The following is a 15,805-nucleotide window of genomic DNA, read 5'->3' as shown; positions in this document are numbered from 1 at the left end:
TCAAACAGGCTACCAGAAGAATTCTGGCAGCCTGTGTTGAGAAGTCAATTTATACTAAGTTAGTTTCTGGATTTTTTTGTGCAAACTAACTATTGCTATTTATGCTTAATTTATGATTAGTTTTTTGGTTTGAACGTATTTGTTTTCCAGATTCAGTTTCACAATGTAAACCCCTTGACGAAGTGCATTGACATCCATCTCCACTGTTCCATCATTGGTGTTTGCCTCTGTGGTCATCATCTCAATTCCTCTCATGTCTACTATCGAGATCTTGGTCTCAAGATCTAAAGGATAGTCTTCGAAGAAAATACGTAGATGAGATGAGGTAGGATTTGGACCCATTTTTATTCCAAAAGTGGATTGAGTAATCTCTTCTTGTTTTTGCTGTAGTTCCTTGGAGATGGCCATTTTGGTAGAATCTGAACCAGAAAGTATCTGAGTGCCATAAACAATTTTGGTAGAATCTGATGCTGAAAGTAACTCATTTTGAGCACCAATTCTCGCTGCTGTATTTTTCACAGAAAAACTAATAGGCTCTGAAAGTATAACTTTGCCTTTGGAGTCTGTAATCTCTGCATACACCATGTAATTTCCTGCTTCTATCTTACTCCAGTTGAATTCCAAGTCCTTGTTGCTGACCGATACTAAAGGTAAGAACCAGTTGAAGAACCTAACATTGGACACGTCTCCATCTGTCGTCGCCTTCAATAAGACACCGTTATTACCCAATTGGAACACCTGATTATCATAAGGCTGCACCATTGCTACTGTGGTAGGTTCGGTAGATGATAGTACCACGTTGGAAGGAGAAGTAACTTTGAAATTGACTGTTTTAGAGGTGGTAGTATTTCCTTGAATGTCCGTAACTACTGCATAGACGCTATAGTCTCCCACTTCTATAGAATTCCATTTGAACTCATGAGGCAGAGCTGAAGTGGTGGTCAGTAGGTACCCCCAATTGTAATAGGCAATACTTTTTACTTTGGATGGGTCAGACACTTGTGCTTTGATATTTACTAGATCGATTCCTTGAACAAACACCTGGTTATTGGAAGGCTGTGCTATGGAGACACTGGTAGGAAGTAATGAGGCTGTTTGTTTTGCTACCGAGAACTGAATATTGTCTGTTGTATAGGTTTTACCATCGATATCTGTAATTATTGCAGATACTTTATAGGTTCCAGCTTCAATTTTTGTCCATGCAAAATCAAATGGGGCAGTGGTTACTTTCACTAGTGGATATCCCCAATTTAAATATTCAATTTGTTTGACTTTAATCCCGGCGTTTGATGCATTGGTATTCAATATGACAGTACTCTCACCCACGGTATAAGTTGAATTATTGGCAGGAGAAACCATTTCTCCAGTGAAATTAACATTAGCCAATTCTGGTGCATTTACGGTGAAGTTGATGGCTCCAGAAACCGCACTTAGGTCGCCGTTGTCTATTACTTTGGCATGCACCTTATGATTTCCAACTGCTACTTCGTTCCAAGTATAGGAATAAGGAGCATTAGTGAGCGTAGTCAGTAATTTGTCATTAGCGTAGAATTCCACTCGCTTGATTGCTCCTTCAGGATCTGTAGGATTGGCCACCAACTGAACAGGATTACTCCCTTGTATTAGAACTTGGTTTTCCGTTGGTTTGGTAAGGGATACAGCAGGAGCTTTATTAGTAACTGTAGGTGTTTCGGCTGAAATTTTTGCAAGCAAAACAGAGCTATAAGCTGGGATAGTAACTGAACCGGAAAAAGATTCGTTTTTGGCATTTTTATAGGTGCCATCTAGGGGTTTTTGAACCGATGAATTGGAATAGTTGTAGCCGAAATAGATTTGTTCTGACTTATCTATTGCATCTATTTCTACTTTCGATATTTTGATATTGTCCAAGTACACATTCTTCGCCGTATTAGGAATTCTAAAAACTAAGCTTTCGTTGGTTTTGGAAATAAGTGAACTTAACAGTACCTGATAAGTAGTTGCAGAAGTTTTTGTTGCAGCTATTTTATTTCCTTCTCCTTTATCGATGTTGTAGGTGCCTTCTAGAAACAATTCTATCGGCTTTTCAGCTAGTGAGCTTTTCATATCAAACTCCACCAAAATATGGTCTCCATTTTCAACAGCTCCCACATGAATATATACTGTAGCCTGATTCGAGTTATTTGGACTTACGAGGTATGAATTTCCGCTGATTCCATTAGCATCTATTCCTGTGGCGGCGTTGTACGCTCCAGCTATTATGGAGGCATTATTGAAATCACTACTTTTGATTAAAGTGGAAGATAGGATATCAAATCTTGATAGATTAAGCTCAGGTTTGGTAGAGTTGGTATCAAATCCGAAAGTAGAGCTCCAGTTCTGTAAGTTACGATTTACTCCCAAAACTCCGTCACCAGCAGTTTTGGTGTAAATAAAGAAGTCGTTATTATATGGATCCAAGAAGTAATTTGAATTGATAGTACCTACATATCCTACATCATCCAATTTGGAAGATATAGAATAGGCGTAGTCAGAATCTTCAATAGAGGAAAATTTATTATTTGATATTTTAATATTTCGGATTGGATCTCCCATATTATCATGTGCAAAATGGACCTGGCTTTTAGTCTTATAGAAAAGATTATTAATAATTTCAATATTGTTCGCGTTGTGCAAATACAATCCTTTTCCATTTACAAAAGCGATAGTGTTATCTGCTACTTTTATACCTGCACTATTATCATCTAGATAGATACCCTCGACCAATTCTACTCCTTCAATTGTTCCGAGTTTACTTCCTTTTCCATTTAAAATAATATTGCCAATGATTTCTCTTCCTACATTATTTCTATCTCTGAAGCCATCGGAATTAGTATAAATTCCGCCACCATCTTGCTTGTGAAAGCAGTACTCATTTATATAATTATTGAGAACTTTGGTGTAATTTCCTCCGAAATGAATGCCATTGAAACCTATTTTATCAAGAGTGTTTTTTTCAATGATGGAATTGTTACCATCACTGCCCAAAAAGATTCCTATTCCATTCATATCACTATTTTTGCCCATTCCCTGGAACTTCATAATATTGGTGAGTAGGTTATTTCTAATGATAGAATTAGGTGATCCATATGCTATATAAATACCATTGTTGAGGGAGTTATTGATCTCATTATTTTGAATAATAAGTCCTTTAATATCGGATGAATTTATAGCATTTTCGCCTGCATATTCAAAAAGACAGTTCTCTATTTTCACATTTTCACTTTTGGAAATATTGAATAGGTTGGCGTTTGATCCTTTCAAGTGCAGATTCGAAAAAGTCATATTCGTAGTGAACATCTGATTGGTGAAAAGATGATCTTTTGTAGCCACAGCAACCTTTGCAGTTGACAATGAATATCCTGTCAGGTTGACTGTCAATTTTTTGGAAGCTGGATCATAGGCCCATTCGCCAGCTTTATCTAATAGGGAACTATGATTTTGCAAGAAATAACCATAGCCAGCCTGCGCAGGGTATGTTGCTCCATTCAAATAACTAATATAGTTGCCACCGACAGAGCTTATTTGATGTCTGTCTATCACCCAGTTGTTTTTTCTTATGACTACTTCTCCCCCTGCTCCGCTATAGGGGTTGCTTCCTTGGGTAGAAATATAGTTGTTTCCACTTGCGGCAATCGTAAGGTAGCCTCCATTAGGTGCATCGGAATTGGGATATCTACCTATTTCTTGAATTTTGTCGTTCAATAAAACCACCTGAACCTTGGATAGATTGTAGGCACTTAGGTCGGCTTGGTACTTTCCATTGCCCACCGAAGTCCAATTATTGATAGTGACTAACGAAGTAATAATAGGTTTAGCACCAGATCCATAAGAGGTATATTGGATAGGAGCGCCTACTGCCCCAGATTTGATGATGTGGATAGTTCCGTAGAAGGTTTCTCCTGATTTGAACAATATTCTATCACTCCCATTTAGATTGGAAGCAAAGGCATTCAATTTGTCAATTGACTTCCATGGGGTCGATGGATTTTGAGCTTCCGTGGATGATCTGTTGTCATTGCCGGACTGGGATGAGAAATAGTAATCAGTAGCGAATGTCTGATTAATTGACCCAGCTAGAAATAAGAGTAGCACAAATATCCAAATACTGAATATTTTGGTCGAGGGAAATTTGGAGTGAAACATTTTTATTTTGCTAAAGTGGTGTGTAATATTTTCTGTTTATATATTATTAATTCACATCCTTTTGTCTCTTGTTTATCCTGTCTTTATTTATATAGATAAATTGATCTGTTATAAATTAGACAATACGATATCACCTCTATAGTTTATGAGTGTATAGAATATAGACTTAATTAAATAATTTCAATAATTTGAATTATAAACTATTGAGCTTATTTAAAATGTTTCCGTTTGTTGATTAGGATAATATTATAACTCTGTTTGAATAAGTTATCTGAGACATAGGGGTGAAATGATTATTCGTTTTCCAAATTGTTTAGATTTCATTTGAAAATTAATCTGCATGGTCCACAAGCTGTTAGATGATTATAGGGTGATTTTGAAAAGCTTATTTTTATGCAATCTTGCAAAGATATTACAAGATGAAAATCAAATGATTTAATTGTATTTTACTGACAATAATTTGATGTTGGTGATTACTTGTGTTAGCCCAATTTTTGTGGTTTTGATAATGTAGTTCGTAGGACATAATTCGTAAGATGTTTAATTTGTTTATTCGAATTGAGTGATTGTTTCTCAAGGTTATGAGTGAATGTATATTACATTGGATCAATCTGCAAGTATTGAAGTTGAAAAAAATAGGTAGAGCTAATTACAATAATTTGCTAAAAATTTCTTTACTCCAGAAATATAAATCTTGCTCTTATAAAAATGTTTCTTGTGACGGATTTGAGGCAAAATCAATTTCAAAAAAAATGTGAAATATTTTTTGATAAAATTAATATTTCTCGGATACAGCCCTGATTCTCATGCGAAAATGAAATGGGAAAGAGTTTTTGTGGCAAGAATTTCAAAGCTTAATTTTTAAGCATTTTCAAGACGTGTCAAAACCCGCTTTAGATGCAAAATGGGCAGGTTTTCTAAATTCAAAGAATAAAGGTCGCTTTCCATAAAAAATCCTCATTCGGAGGCTAAAAATTAGATCTGATCCAGACTTTTTCGAGCTGCTGGTGTTTGCTTTTTAAATGCACTGGGAGTCATTCCTGTTTCTCTTTTGAACTGGGAAGAAAGGTAGGCCACGCTGCTATAGCCGAGTATATCAGCTATTTCTGAGAGACTTCTTTCCTTATAAAAAATCAATTCCTTCACTCGTTCTATCTTTAGTCGGGTGATATACTTCTCAATAGTAATCCCTTCCACTTGAGAGAAAAGCTTACTCAGATAGGTGTACTCATGCCGAAGTTTTTCAGAAATAAAGCTCGAATAGTTTTCAGACATCGATTCATCTGAATGCTGAATCTGCTCGATCAAAATGCTTTTTATTTGGGAAATCAAAGTTGACTTTCCTTCCTCCAACAATTCAAATCCACGAGCTTGAAGTGATTCCGCCAGTTGATTTTTCTTCGAAAGACTAGGAGTAGAATCCATCGCAATTTTTCCCAATTCAATAGAGGAGTAGGAGAGTTGCATTTGATCCAAAACTTCCCTGACGGAAGTGATGCATCGTGGACAGACCATATTTTTGACGTATATCAGAGCCATGTTTCAGGGATCGTTTCTAGTAATACAAATGTATATCATCATTCAAAAGTTCTAAATAGGGTTGCTGAATGCTTATCGTCCATCTATCAAAAATGAGTAGCAATTTATAAAGCGAAAAATTTTGTGAAAATATATGGTTCTGTATTTGCAGAACTAACTGAACTTATATTACCTTTGTCCCGTTACCAGACCATAACCCAAATTATTTGAAGATGGTATTGACAGAAAGACATAAGGAACTGATAGAGCGAATTGGTGTATTCCATGAGCATAAGGGAATGCAACCCTTAGTAGGGAGGATTATCGGATTGCTTTTGGTTCATGAAGAAGGTGAAGTTTCTTTTGACGAAATCGTTGAAAATCTTAGTGTCAGTAAAAGTGCAGTAAGTAATGCACTTACATTCCTTCAAGCAAAAGGCAGATGTGTGTATTCTACTCGTCCTGGTGATAGAAAAAGGTACTTTGCGCTGAAGGTAAGCGACTGGAGAGAGGACTTTCAGCAGGAGCTGGAAAACATCGCTGAGATTCAAAAATTTATAGATGAAGTATTGGAAGTAAGAACAGAAAAGAACCCAGAATTTAATTGTAAAATGAAAGACTTCTCTGATTTCTTGGGCTTCTTTAAAAAGGAAATTCCATCCTTGTTTGAGCGATTTAAAAAACAACAGGTCTAAAAAAATTTGAGCATTTAGTTCATAAAAAACAGAACCAACTATATATTTTATAACAAACTATTATTCAACGACATGTTAAAGAAGTATTTAACGTACGCATTTTTCTTATTGGCTCCAGCAATGGCTATGGGGCAAGAAACTGTGCAGGAATTTAGCCTTCCTGATACCCTCACTTTGAAGGAGAGTATTCAAATAGGATTGGAGAACAACCGTACGCTGAAGAAAGCTATTCTGGATGAAGAAAAGGCAAAGTATCAGAGAAATGAGATCAGAGGTGCTGGTCTTCCTCAGTTTTCTGCTTACGGCCAATACAACAATTTCTTGGATGTATTTCCTCAGGCAGTTCCAGGCGGGATTTTTGGAGGCGATCCAAACGAGATTCAGGTGATTTCACTGGGGGTACCCCAATCACTGAAAGCTGGGTTTGAATTGAACCAGTTGATTTTCAGTAATTCCTATTTGATAGGGTTGAAAGCTGCTAAAACGGGTGAAGAGTTTTACCGAATTCTGGCTCAGCAATCTGAGGAAGACGTGATCCACGAGATCTCTATGAATTACTTAGGCGTGATTCAATTGGAACTTCAGAAGGAGAATTTGCGAGCAAATATCGATCAATTGGAAAGTCTGGAGAAAATCCTTCAGTCACAATATGACAATGATCTGGCTCGAAAAGTCGATTTGAATCGCGTGAAGGTAAACTTGACGACTATTAAATCTGAGCAAGAAAATCTTGACATCGTAATCTATCAGCGAGAAGGTTACTTAAAGCTCCTGATGGGAATTCCAGTGGCTACGGAGATCAATTTAGATCAGTCAGTAGCTGATATGGATCAGAAAGTGAAGAATTTCCAGGTTCAGGATTTCAATATTTTCGACAGAAAAGATATCCAGGTGTTGGGAGTGCAGGAGCAATTGTATGAATACGAATACAAAAACATCAAAGCTGCCAAACAACCTCAATTGGTTGGTTTTGCTGACTTCAACAAAAATGCTTTCTCTCAGGATTTTGATTTTCTAAACCAAAATAAAGTATGGTATCAGGGGTTCTTGATCGGGGTGAAACTGCAGATTCCGATTTTCGATGGGATGCAGACCAAATACAAAGCTGCCCAATCTAAAGTGAATGCACAGCAATTGAATCTTGATCGTCTTCAGGCTGAAGATGCTGCGGAATTGGAATACAAAAATGCAATTAACAAATACTACAATTCCTTGAGTACGCTAGAGTCTCTGGATAGTAATCTGGATCTCGCAGATGATGTGTTTAAAGAAACAACATTGCTTTATAAAGAAGGACTAAGCCCACTGACTGACTTGCTGGATGCAGAAACTACGCAGAGAGAAGCTCAGGCCAACTTCAATAATCAAATCATTCAGGTGAGAATAGCTCAATTGGAGATCCTGAACTCATCCGGAAAAATCACAAACCTTTTACTGTAATAGAAAACTCATACCAATGATGAAATCGAGCATGTCTCAGGCGACCCACACTGGAGTGCCCCGATGCATATCAGGGAGCCATGCGAGATTCCATGTGACCATAAAAATATATATAAACACATGAAAAAATTAATAATCATAGCACTTGTAGTTGTAAGTGTAGGAGCAGTGGCTTTCACGCTTTACAACAATAAGCAGGAAATGAACGAAGCTGCCACACTCGCCATGAAGTCCAGTGAATATATCTCTGTGACGGTGGAGAAAGTGGAGGAGAAGACTGTAAACAGGAATTTTGAAGCAAACGGAATATTTGAACCGTCTCAAGAATTGAAGCTGATGTCTGAGACTTCCGGTGCGGTCGTAAAGATCCAAAGACGAAAAGGAGACTATGTACGCAAAGGAGATTTGCTGGTACAGATCGATGACCGTTTGATCCGCTCAGAATACACTATCGCCAAGCTAACTAGAGATCAAGCTGAGAAGGATTTGAAGCGATTTGAAAATCTGGCAGCAACCGACGCGATCACAAAAAAGCAATTGGAAGAAAACGAAAATGGGTTCAAAATCGCTGATGCACAATTGGGAGCTTTGAAAAAGAGACTGGATGATACGAAGGTGACAGCTCCGATTGCAGGCTTTATTAATGAAGATTATTACGAATTGGGAACATTGGTGAGCCCGGGAATGCCGTTGGTAGACATCATCAATAAGAATCCTTTGAAATTAGCCGTAAATGTAACTGAAACTGAAATCTCCAAAGTGAAAAAGGATGATGAAATCGCAGTGAGAGTAAATGCAATGTCGAATCAAGATTTTATTGGGAAAGTACATTTCATTTCAGACAAAGCAGATGCTTCTTTCAAATACCAAGTGGAGCTGATCATGATCAGCAAAAATCAGGATGAGATCAAGCCAGGCATGTTCGGTACGGCTCAGTTCAAATTTTCTCAGGAAGAGAAAGTGTTGATGATTGACAGAAAATCAATCTCAGGAAGCTTGAAAGACCCAGGTGTTTACCTGATTAAAAACGGTGTAGCAGTTTACCAAACAGTGAAAATTCATCCTTTGGATGATGGATCTGTGGAGATTCTGGACGGCTTGAAAGCTGGCGACGAAGTGATCGCTTCTGGTCTGATCAATGTGAAAGAAGGTACCAAAGTCAAAGTTCAGTAAACTATGCGAATCACTAAAATATCGATACAACGGTCGACCATGGTGGTCGTACTGTTTACCGTACTGACATTACTGGGGATTTTTTCTTACACACAGATGTCATACGAACTTTTGCCAAAAATGGAAACCAATGTGGTAACCATTTCTACGATCTATCCTGGCGCAGCGCCATCAGAGGTGGAAACTTCCGTGACTAAGAAGATCGAGGATGCGGTAGCTTCTTTAGAAGGTATCAAGTCCATGAACTCGATTTCGCAGGAGAGCGTCTCGATCATCACGATCGAGCTGGAAGCTGGAGCAGATGTGGATTATTCTATGCAGGATGCGCAGCGCAAAATCAATGCGATCCTAGGTGATCTTCCGGAAGATGCTGACCCTCCGAGTCTGGGCAAGTTTGATTTGGATGATTTACCGATTATGCAGTTGGCAGTTTATTCCAGTTTGAATCCATCCGAATTTTATGATTTGATCAAAAATAAAATTCAGCCATCTATGGCTCAGATAAAAGGTGTGGCTCAGGTGAATATGCTGGGTGGTACCGAACGTGAAATCAAAGTAAACTTGGACAGAAATAAGCTGGATGGTTACGGGATTTCACCGATTTCAGTAGCGCAGACTATCAATGCCAGTAATCTTGATTTCCCTACTGGGCGATTGAAAGATAATGAAGGACAGGTTTTAATCCGTCTTGCGGGTAAATTCCAAACCATTCAGGATATAGAAAATCTGGTGATTGCCTACCGTGAGGATGAATCTCCGATCCAACTGAAGGAAGTAGCTGAGGTAGCCGATTCTTACAAAGACGAGGCTATCCTTACCAGACTAAATGGTAAATCAGCTATTGGTCTGACGGTTCAAAAGCAATCTGATGCCAATGCTGTGGAGGTTTCTGAGATTTTAGTAAATGAGCTTCACACACTGGAGCAGACCTATACTAAGGAGGGCGTTTCTTTCCAGATTTCTCAAAATACATCTGAGTTTACCCTGGAAGCTGCCAATGATGTAATCAAAGATTTGATAATTGCGATTGTGTTGGTGGCCTTGATTATGCTGTTGTTTCTGCACAGCATTCGAAATGCGATCATCGTAATGGTAGCTGTGCCGGCTTCTATTGTTGCGACATTTACCGTTATGTTCTTGGCGGGTTTTACGCTGAACTTGATGTCCTTGCTAGCGCTCTCTCTAGTTGTAGGTATTCTTGTGGATGATGCTATTGTGGTAATTGAGAATATCTATCGTCACTTGGAAATGGGCAAAACCATTGCTCAGGCATCTTATGATGGTATTCGGGAAATCGGTTCTACGGTAGTTTCTATCACTTTGGTGATTGTAGTGGTATTCGTACCGCTTGCGATGACTGGAGGTTTGATAGGAGGTATTTTAGCTCAGTTCAGTATTACTGTGGCTACTGCTACTATTATAAGTTTACTGGTTGCTTTTACGCTAATTCCGCTGCTCACGTCGAGATTCTCGAAGCTGGAGCATTTGAATAAAGATTCATTCTTTGGTAAAATCGTCTATGGTTTTGAAGCTGGCTTGGATGCTTTTGTGGATTGGTTGATTGGAATTTTAAGATGGGGATTCGCACATAAGCTTGCTTTATTGGGATTCACATTCGTACTCTTTATCTCTTCTTTCTTTCTAGTGATCAAAGGTTTTATTGGTTCTGAATTCGTTTCCGAAGGTGATAGAGGTGAATTCTTGCTCAGACTGGAGCTTCCAAAAGATGCAACCCTAGAGCAGACCAACTTTAAGACACGTGAGGTGGAAGATTATCTGAGAACATTGCCAGAAGTCACAGAGGTATTTACCACGGTGGGTGTGGCGAGTGGACAGTTTACTGGTTCACAGTCTTCTCCATTTACTTCGGAGATATTGGTGAAATTGGTAGGTCCTGAGTTTAGATCTATGTCTGGACCGGATTACGCTAGAAATCTCGAAAACTACCTGGAGGAGAATATAACTGGCGCTGAATATACCGGTGTTCCGATTTCCATCATGGGTACTGCGAATGATGCACCAATTCAGGTGATTATTTCTGGCCCGGATAAGGATTCTATACGCGTGGTTTCAGAGAAAATTGAAACAATTCTAGCAGGCTTGACGGGTACTCGTAAGGTCGAAAGTTCTTTGGAAGATGGTAACCCAGAGATTCGGGTAGAAGTGGATCGCTACAAAATGAATGAGCTTGGTCTTTCCATGGACATGGTCGGTGGAGCACTTCAAGTAGCCTTCAACGGTAACGATGATTCCAAATTCACGGATGGTGACTACGAGTATGACATCTTAGTAAAGCTTAATGAGTTCGATAGAAGGTCGATCTCTGATGTTCAGAACCTTACTTTCCTCAATAGAAGTGGGAAGCTGGTAAAGCTAGAGCAGTTTGCGACAGTGAATCAGTCAGAAGGCCCTACTAAATTGGAGAGAAGAGACCGAGTCTCTTCTGTGAAAATCACTTCACAGGTTGCCGGTGTTCCTTCAGGTACAGTCGGTGCAGAATTGACTGCAGCGATTGATCAGATGGATCTTCCGCAGCAAGTTCAGATCAACTATGATGGTGACATGAAAAACCAAAGTGAAGGTTTCGGATCTCTTGGGCTTGCGCTTTTGGCATCCATTATCTTGATCTACTTGATCATGGTGGCCTTGTATGATTCTTATATCTACCCACTGGTTGTGATGTTTTCACTTCCGATGGCATTGATCGGATCCTTACTTGCTTTGGCACTGACCAAAGGAACGCTGAGTATCTTCTCTATCATGGGTCTGATTATGCTTATGGGACTGGTAGCTAAAAATGCGATCTTATTGGTCGATTTCACCAATCAGCTGAAAGCGGAAGGAGTAGCCGTGAAAGAAGCTTTAGAAAAGGCCGTGAAGATTCGATTCCGACCAATCTTGATGACTACGATTGCGATGGTAATTGGTATGATGCCAATTGCTTTGGCGACTGGCGCTGGTGCAGAATGGAAAAACAGTTTGGCATGGGTAATTATCGGTGGCTTGCTTTCTTCCATGTTTCTGACCTTGGTCGTGGTTCCGGTGATCTATTATCTCTTTGACCGCTTTATGGTAAAAATCGGTAAAGCTGAGAAGAAGCATATTGAACTCGAAGACACGAATGTGGAAGAGTTTGAATCCGAAGCAGCTGCTTACGTCTAGATAAAAATAATTATGATTATTCGGAATCTTGCCAGTAGAAAATTATAGGATCGAAAATCCAAATACACATTGAATTCTGGTTTACTCCGGTCTCCGGTCATCGGACTTCCAACCCATTGACCAAAGAGAATTCTCGTACTGGCAGAATTGCGTACATACAGAATAATTAATTACCAATCCGTTGCTAGTCAGCAAGATTAGCAACGGATTTTAACTATATAAATAATGAAAAACTATACTGATCTACGCAAAATCTCAAAGGTCTTCCAACAATATGGAATTGAACTGACAGGCAAAAGAAAATACGCGTCTTTCGAGAGAGACTTAAGAATGGATAGAGTATTTGTCTCTGGTTTGATATTCGAACTAGAATATGAATTAAGAAAACAGATAGCTGACGATAAAGTTGAAGGTGTACACGCACCTGCCCAAATTATAGAATTGTTGATGAGTTAATTTTAGAAGGGGCGAAAAATCTTTCGCCCTTATATTCAAAAAAGAGTCCCACATGTGCGGGACTCTTTTTTTATGGATTTTTGAAATTATATTTTAAATATGCCGTGTAAAAAGTGTTTTTTAGAACGACTCACTCCAAGCTACTTATTGATATTCTCTACTACTTTGACTCTTAATGAATTCATCTTCTAGCCATTCCTTTTAGGTGAATTTACCTTTGCTAACTTTTATCAGATACATCTTTCTTTCTAGGTGTTCAATTGATTTTTACTTCAAGCTGATTGTCTTGTCTTCAACATCTTTTACCAGTCTAAATCCGACATTGGAAGTACCACTATCGAATGCCTGACCCTGGCGGGCAGATGGTCGGTAGTTCACACAGTAATTATCTGCACATAGATAAGATCCGCCTTTAATCACTCGCTCCATAGCATAGGGATTGTCAGGGTTGTAGCATTGATTCATGTCTGCATCTAGTTTTGGGGCTTGTCCAGCTATTCTTGCGTATTTCAGCGCGTCGTACCAGTCGCCTGTCAATTCCCAGACGTTTCCGATCATATCATAAAGTCCAAAAGTATTGGGAGCAAAAGATTTGACAGGTGATGTACCTGCGAATCCGTCTAGATTTTGATTATCGTTAGGGAAATTTCCTTGAAATGTATTCGCTAAGTATTGTCCGTTGGGAGTCAATTCATCACCCCAAGCAAAACGTTTGCCTTCAACGCCACCACGGGCAGCAAACTCCCACTCATTCTCTGTAGGAAGTCTTTTTCCAGACCAATCTGCATAAGCTTTGGCGTCTTCATAAGCGATGTGGACTACTGGGTAATTTTCTCTGCCTTTTAAATCCGATTCTGGACCTTCAGGGTTTTTCCAGCTAGCACCTTTCACCCAAACCCACCAAAGTGAAATATCCTGTGTAGGAACAGCGTAGGCTGGTGGACTAAAAACCATGGATCCGGCAACTAAAAGTGCTTCATCTGGCTTTGGGGTGCCTGGAGGCAGCTGCTGCTTCAGGTCTTCCCATTCTGGCTTTTTCTCTGCAACTGTTACGTATCCGGTTTCATCTACAAACTTCATGAACTGCGCATTGGTGACTTCATGCGTGTCCATCCAAAATCCGGTCACTTTGAGATCTACAGCTGGTTTTTCGGCATCGTAAGCATCCGCTTCATTGGTTCCCATGACAAATTCTCCGCCGGGAATCCAAGCCATGCCTTCTACTTTATCCGTCGGTTCCGGCATACTGGCTATAATCATTTTATCTTCATCGATCACCTTGTCTGACGTTTTCTCCTGACAGGAGAAAAATGATAATCCAGCAATGGTTACCGTAACGAGGCCGTATTGAATATTACTTTTCATGACTGTCTTACTTAAGCTTTGAAAGTAGTAGATTCTTTCCTTTTTGTAAAAGGAAATAGGGTAAATGATCTATTTACTCTTCTTTCTCTTTGGTTGCATTCAATTGTTCCACTACTTTTTTGCGCAACTTGTTAAAGAACTGCTTGCGCTCTTTTTCGCCCACCAGACTTATTTGAGTAGATTTCTTGATTAGATTTTCCAGATTTCGGAACATGGCATCATTGAATGAAGGATCCGAAGTGCCATGGAAATAAATTACGCTGTGATTTAAATAGGTGACTTTTCTTTCATCCATTGTGGCAAAAAAAGTGTTATCGCCGATGATGAATTCATTCACGAAAAAGTTATAATCAGCTCCCTCAATCTCAGGATGGGCTGGGAGTATTTTTTTGCCCTTTTCGGCCATTTTCTCCAAGTTATCTATCACTTCCAGCATACAGTTGTAGAGAAAAATGGTGTCTTCGAACGAAGTCATTATGCCCATTTCATGGTACAACTCGATTTGCCTTAGGGTGATATTAATGCCTTCAATATTCCATATTTCGGTAGTTGGGATCTTATGGTATGCTTTGAGGATTTTCTCTGTTATTTCTGCAAATTGATCATAAGAATCATCCCTGATAGAAAACTTGGTGTCTTTTAGGCTATCAGTGAATAGAATGGATTTCCTCCAGAAAAAGAACTTGAATGCTGCCAGTTCCTTGTGATAGTAATGATGGAAAGGAGGCATGTCTTTTACCAGCCAATAGATATGTTTTTTAGAAAAACTGTTGACCAGATTTAGCTGGGCATACACATCTTCCATCCATTTCATGAAGCTATTTTCCTGATAATCATTTTGATTTCCCTGAAAGAGAATGCTGTTCGAGTGAAGATTAAAAAACTTGTCAACTGATGTATTGAATCGGCTACAAAGAATTTCCAACTCGGCGAAGTCTAGTAGTTTTTCCCCACGAATTCTTCTGTAGGCGCTATCTATGCTGATACCTAGAATTTCCGCGATTTCGTCAACCAATGAAGTATAGCTGGGCAATGATAACTTGAGCGCCTGGAAAAATGCCGCTTGGCTCTTATTGAAACTCATAGCAACTAGTTTTTTTTAGATGATTGAAGAAAATAAATCTTATTAAGATATAGGAAAGATGAGTAAGAAAAAATGAATCCAATAATAAAAATCCCTTTCCAAAGGCTTAAAAATCACCTATCTATTTAACTGAAGATTATGCGATCAGACTTCTCATTTATAAAAGGATAAAAAAAAAGCGGCTGAGAAGCCGCTTTAGATTTATGCCTGTGGATGAGCAGCCGCATGTAGCTTCCCAAGTTCCTGATCGATTGTCCAAAGACCTACTCCTTCTTCTCCGATAATATCGAAAAGCTCAAGAGCTCTTCTGGACATGGTTTCTTCTTCTCTCTGCTCAGTGACATACCATTGCATGAAACTGAACGTGGCAAAGTCCTTCTTCGTGAACGCATGGTCCACGATATTATTGATGGATTTGGTCACGTTGATTTCATGCTCTAGAATCAATTCAAAGATTTCTCTCAACGAATTGAAGTTATGTCTTATTCCGGTAATTTCTGGCTGAAATGCATGACCGCCCGCTTCGTTGATATATTGGAATATCTTCATCATATGCATTCTTTCTTCGTCTGCATGTGTGTAGAGGTACTTGGCAGCATTTTCATAGCCCATCATATGGCACCAAGATGCCATAGACAAATAGTAAGCGGAAGAAGTACCTTCCATTTCTACCTGCTTGTTTAGTAATTTCTCTGTATCTACAAGTAAGGAACGCTGTAGCGTTACGATTTCTTTAGCTTTCATAGTT

At 39.0% G+C, this 15,805-nt stretch carries 10 protein-coding genes; 5 read left to right on the top strand and 5 right to left on the bottom strand.

All coding sequences use genetic code 11. From position 1 onward, the window contains the following. Positions 1-105 precede the first annotated feature (105 nt). Both BVH04_RS11095 and BVH04_RS11090 read right to left on the bottom strand, forming a co-directional pair. Positions 106-4,164, bottom strand: a complete 4,059-nt coding sequence (locus BVH04_RS11095; protein WP_086541542.1) for an Ig-like domain-containing protein — start codon at positions 4,162-4,164, stop codon at positions 106-108. 975 nt (positions 4,165-5,139) lie between these two features. After that, positions 5,140-5,703, bottom strand: coding sequence for an AraC family transcriptional regulator (locus tag BVH04_RS11090; protein WP_086541541.1), 564 nt, complete (start codon positions 5,701-5,703; stop codon positions 5,140-5,142). A 212-nt stretch (positions 5,704-5,915) separates the two neighbouring features. On the opposite strand from BVH04_RS11090, the gene BVH04_RS11085 reads away from it, so the two are divergent. From BVH04_RS11085 to BVH04_RS11065, 5 genes are all read left to right on the top strand, one after another. Next, the gene (locus tag BVH04_RS11085; protein ID WP_086541540.1) at positions 5,916-6,377 is read left to right on the top strand and encodes a GbsR/MarR family transcriptional regulator; all 462 of its coding nucleotides are present in this window, start codon (positions 5,916-5,918) and stop codon (positions 6,375-6,377) included. Positions 6,378-6,449: 72 nt separating this feature from the next. After that, positions 6,450-7,817: a TolC family protein gene (locus BVH04_RS11080; protein WP_240510903.1), complete on the top strand. Its 1,368-nt coding sequence runs from the start codon at positions 6,450-6,452 to the stop codon at positions 7,815-7,817. A 120-nt stretch (positions 7,818-7,937) separates the two neighbouring features. After that, a complete protein-coding gene (locus tag BVH04_RS11075) occupies positions 7,938-8,990 on the top strand; it encodes an efflux RND transporter periplasmic adaptor subunit (RefSeq protein WP_086541539.1) in 1,053 nt (350 codons plus the stop codon). A gap of 3 nt (positions 8,991-8,993) precedes the next feature. Then, positions 8,994-12,152: an efflux RND transporter permease subunit gene (locus BVH04_RS11070; RefSeq protein ID WP_086541538.1), complete on the top strand. Its 3,159-nt coding sequence runs from the start codon at positions 8,994-8,996 to the stop codon at positions 12,150-12,152. Positions 12,153-12,377: 225 nt separating this feature from the next. Beyond that, entirely contained in the window at positions 12,378-12,608 is a 231-nt protein-coding gene (locus BVH04_RS11065) for an acyl carrier protein (RefSeq protein WP_086541537.1), read from the top strand. A gap of 267 nt (positions 12,609-12,875) precedes the next feature. Here BVH04_RS11065 and BVH04_RS11060 read toward each other — a convergent pair whose 3' ends face one another. The 3 genes from BVH04_RS11060 to BVH04_RS11050 all read right to left on the bottom strand — a co-directional run bounded on the left by BVH04_RS11060 (position 12,876) and on the right by BVH04_RS11050 (position 15,801). Continuing rightward, positions 12,876-13,973: a formylglycine-generating enzyme family protein gene (locus BVH04_RS11060; RefSeq protein ID WP_086541536.1), complete on the bottom strand. Its 1,098-nt coding sequence runs from the start codon at positions 13,971-13,973 to the stop codon at positions 12,876-12,878. Positions 13,974-14,046: 73 nt separating this feature from the next. Continuing rightward, entirely contained in the window at positions 14,047-15,057 is a 1,011-nt protein-coding gene (locus tag BVH04_RS11055; protein WP_086541535.1) for a helix-turn-helix domain-containing protein, read from the bottom strand. 201 nt (positions 15,058-15,258) lie between these two features. Further along, positions 15,259-15,801: a ferritin gene (locus BVH04_RS11050; RefSeq protein ID WP_086541534.1), complete on the bottom strand. Its 543-nt coding sequence runs from the start codon at positions 15,799-15,801 to the stop codon at positions 15,259-15,261. Positions 15,802-15,805 lie beyond the last annotated feature (4 nt).

It is taken from the genome of Algoriphagus antarcticus (assembly GCF_002150685.1).
GTDB classification, from domain to species: domain Bacteria; phylum Bacteroidota; class Bacteroidia; order Cytophagales; family Cyclobacteriaceae; genus Algoriphagus; species Algoriphagus antarcticus.
This window is presented reverse-complemented; position numbering and strand designations above follow the sequence as displayed.